Origin of the sequence: Cloacibacillus sp. (genome assembly GCA_036655895.1) — a bacterium.
GTDB lineage: Bacteria > Synergistota > Synergistia > Synergistales > Synergistaceae > JAVVPF01.
In genome coordinates this window covers 1-2,565 of sequence record JAVVPF010000097.1, presented here as the reverse complement: position 1 = coordinate 2,565, position 2,565 = coordinate 1, and the positions used below count along the sequence as shown (strand labels likewise).

At 55.8% G+C, this 2,565-nt stretch carries 2 protein-coding genes; one reads left to right on the top strand and one right to left on the bottom strand.

The genetic code is table 11. From position 1 onward, the window contains the following. Positions 1-568, bottom strand: a 568-nt coding sequence (locus RRY12_12950; protein MEG2185581.1) for a hypothetical protein, incomplete at its 3' end; no start/stop codon positions are given. A 234-nt stretch (positions 569-802) separates the two neighbouring features. On the opposite strand from RRY12_12950, the gene RRY12_12945 reads away from it, so the two are divergent. Beyond that, positions 803-2,565, top strand: a 1,763-nt coding sequence (locus RRY12_12945) for an AAA family ATPase (GenBank protein MEG2185580.1), incomplete at its 3' end; no start/stop codon positions are given.

Here is a 2,565-nt window from a genome sequence, read left to right as displayed (position 1 = left end):
CAACAAGCAGCAGGTTAAACCTCAGCGCAAGCAGTTGGTTTGCCGAAAGCGCCGCGAGCTTTGCCAGCTTTGACGAATCGACCGCATATAAATATCCGCTTGCGCTTCCAATGACGGCCCAGAATATCCCGGACATGCGCGCCGCCGCGCAGTCGGCCCCAGCGCAGATATAAAAGCCGTAGTCTGCGCACAGAACAAGGAGCGCAGCGGCCGCTCCCGCGTTTGCTTTTCGCGCCGCGCCGCGCGCCTTCATGAACCAGCGGCCCAAGATTGCACTTCCCGCAAAATAAAAGGAGTTATAGTTTGAGGCTCCTATCCGCTCCGTGCTGAAAAAACAGAGCGTGTATATGAGCAGCGTAAAGAACATCATGCGCAGCGATAGCGCCTTGTGCTTCGCGCATGCGGCGTAGGTGCGCCGTATGCGGCCAGCGCAGAGCAAATTGAAGATTGCGGCTGTCATCAGCGAGTTGAAAAATATCGAAAACCACAGCGGATAGCGCAACGTAGAGTCCTCTATCATTATTGATGAGGCCGCTATCAGTATTACGAAAATCACCGAATATCTCACATTCTGTCACCATCCCCGCGTTTTATTTCTCATGTTCTCGTTGTGGGCAGTATATATCACCTCCGGTGAAAGATCTGTAAAAACAGGCGGCGGATTTTTGGTCAGGCGTAGCGCCTTAGTGCTGTGAAATTTGTCTCTTGACATATTTTTGATGTCCTATTGACGTCTTTGCTTTTATAATGTGATAACGGACAGGATATTGTGAACTTGAAAGACGGGATGGAGGCGTTTGCGTTGACGCTTAAGCTGCATCTTCTTGGACAGGTCTATATGGAAAAAGACGGTGCGCGGGTCGCTCTGCCATTTAAAAAGGCGGAGGCGGTCGTCCTTTACATTGCCATTGAGGGGCCGCGCCCCGTGGAAAAGGTGAAGTGCCTCTTCTGGGGCGACAGCAGCGAACGTCAGGCGGCGGGCAGCCTGAGAAACGCCGTCTATCTGCTGCGCAAGCTGTTGCCGGAGAATTTCGAGGCCTGCGACGGGCGCCTTTTTCTAAAAAATTATACGACAGACGTAGATCAATTATGCACTTTGCGCGATTGCGAAACGCCTGCGGTGGTGTTTGACGAGCCGCTTTGCGGCTTTGAGTCGCTTACGCTGCCGGATTTCGACGAGTGGCTGGCCTATGCCGCGGGCCGCGTACGAGAGCGGCTCGTCCGCTGGCTCTGGGATAAGGCCGCCGCCTCTGCCGTGGAAGAAAAATCCCGCGCGGAGGCGCTGGCCGCCGTGCTGCGGCTTGACCCGTTTGACGAAGAAGCCGCGCTTGAACTCATGAAGAGCCATATTGCGCAGGGCAAGGCGGCGAAAGCGGTCTGCCTGTACGAAACTTTTTGCGCGCGTCTGATGTCGGAGGCGCGAGTTCCTCCGGGGCCAGCTCTTCGCGCCTTTGCCGAACAGACGGCGCTTGAACTCACGGACAGGAGATGGCACGCGGATGAGATATTCTGCGGACGCTGCGCTGAACTTAAAAAACTTGCGGATACGGCGCGGCGTCAACAGGGTCGGCTCCAGCTTTACTTCATCCACGGCGAGGCCGGAGTTGGCAAGACGGCTCTCGTACGGCGCGCCGTGGGATCAATGTCCGGCGAAGACGCGCCGGTATTTACGGCCTCGGCCGTCGCCGTCGGGGAAAAATTTGCCTACTCCGCTTGGGAGAACATCGTATCCCAACTTGTAAATAGACTGCGCGAGAGCGGCATGACGCCGCCCGCAGAGGACATATCGGTGCTTTCCAGATATTTTTACGAACTTGCAAAGTGTGAAAATTATTGTGCCGTTTTGTTGCCGCGCGGCAGGGAAACGCTCACCATAGCACGTATACTGGCTCGGTTTGCGGAGCGGCTCAGCCGCGGCCGCCGCGCCTTTTTTATCTTCGAGGACCTGCACTGGTTCGACGCGCTTTCAATGAAGCTTTTGCGCCTATTCATCGCGGAACTCAGGACGCAGACGACAGTATTTATGACAAGCAGGCCGCAGAGCGCGGAAACGATCGCCCGTACACTCTACGGGGTAAAGCCCGCCGTGCCTCATTCCCTGCTCATCCTCCCGCTTGCGCCCTTCACTAGAGACGAAATAATGCAGTATTGCCGGCTGCTGCTTTCTGATTCATTGATAAATGAAAAAGGCGAAGGCTATTTTGTCCGAGAAAGCGAGGGAATGCCGCTTTTGCTTGTCGAAATGACAAAGATGCTTGCCGAAAATAAAGACGCGGACTGCCGGTGCGGCCTTCGCGGGCTGATAATGGCACGCATGGCCGAGCTGTCCGAAAAAGAGCGTGAGATACTTGACCTGCTCTCCGTCTTCGGAGGCCCCGTCTGCGCGGAAGACCTTGCCGCGGCGGCGGAAACGGGCGCTGAGGCGGCGCTTGCGGCTGCCGAAGAACTGCTGCGCATGGGAATGATACGCGAAACAGAGGAAGACGGCGGCTGTGCTCTGGACTTTTTACATGTCAACGTCAGAGAATGCGTCTACGACGCTATCCCCGGATTCAAAAGAAAACG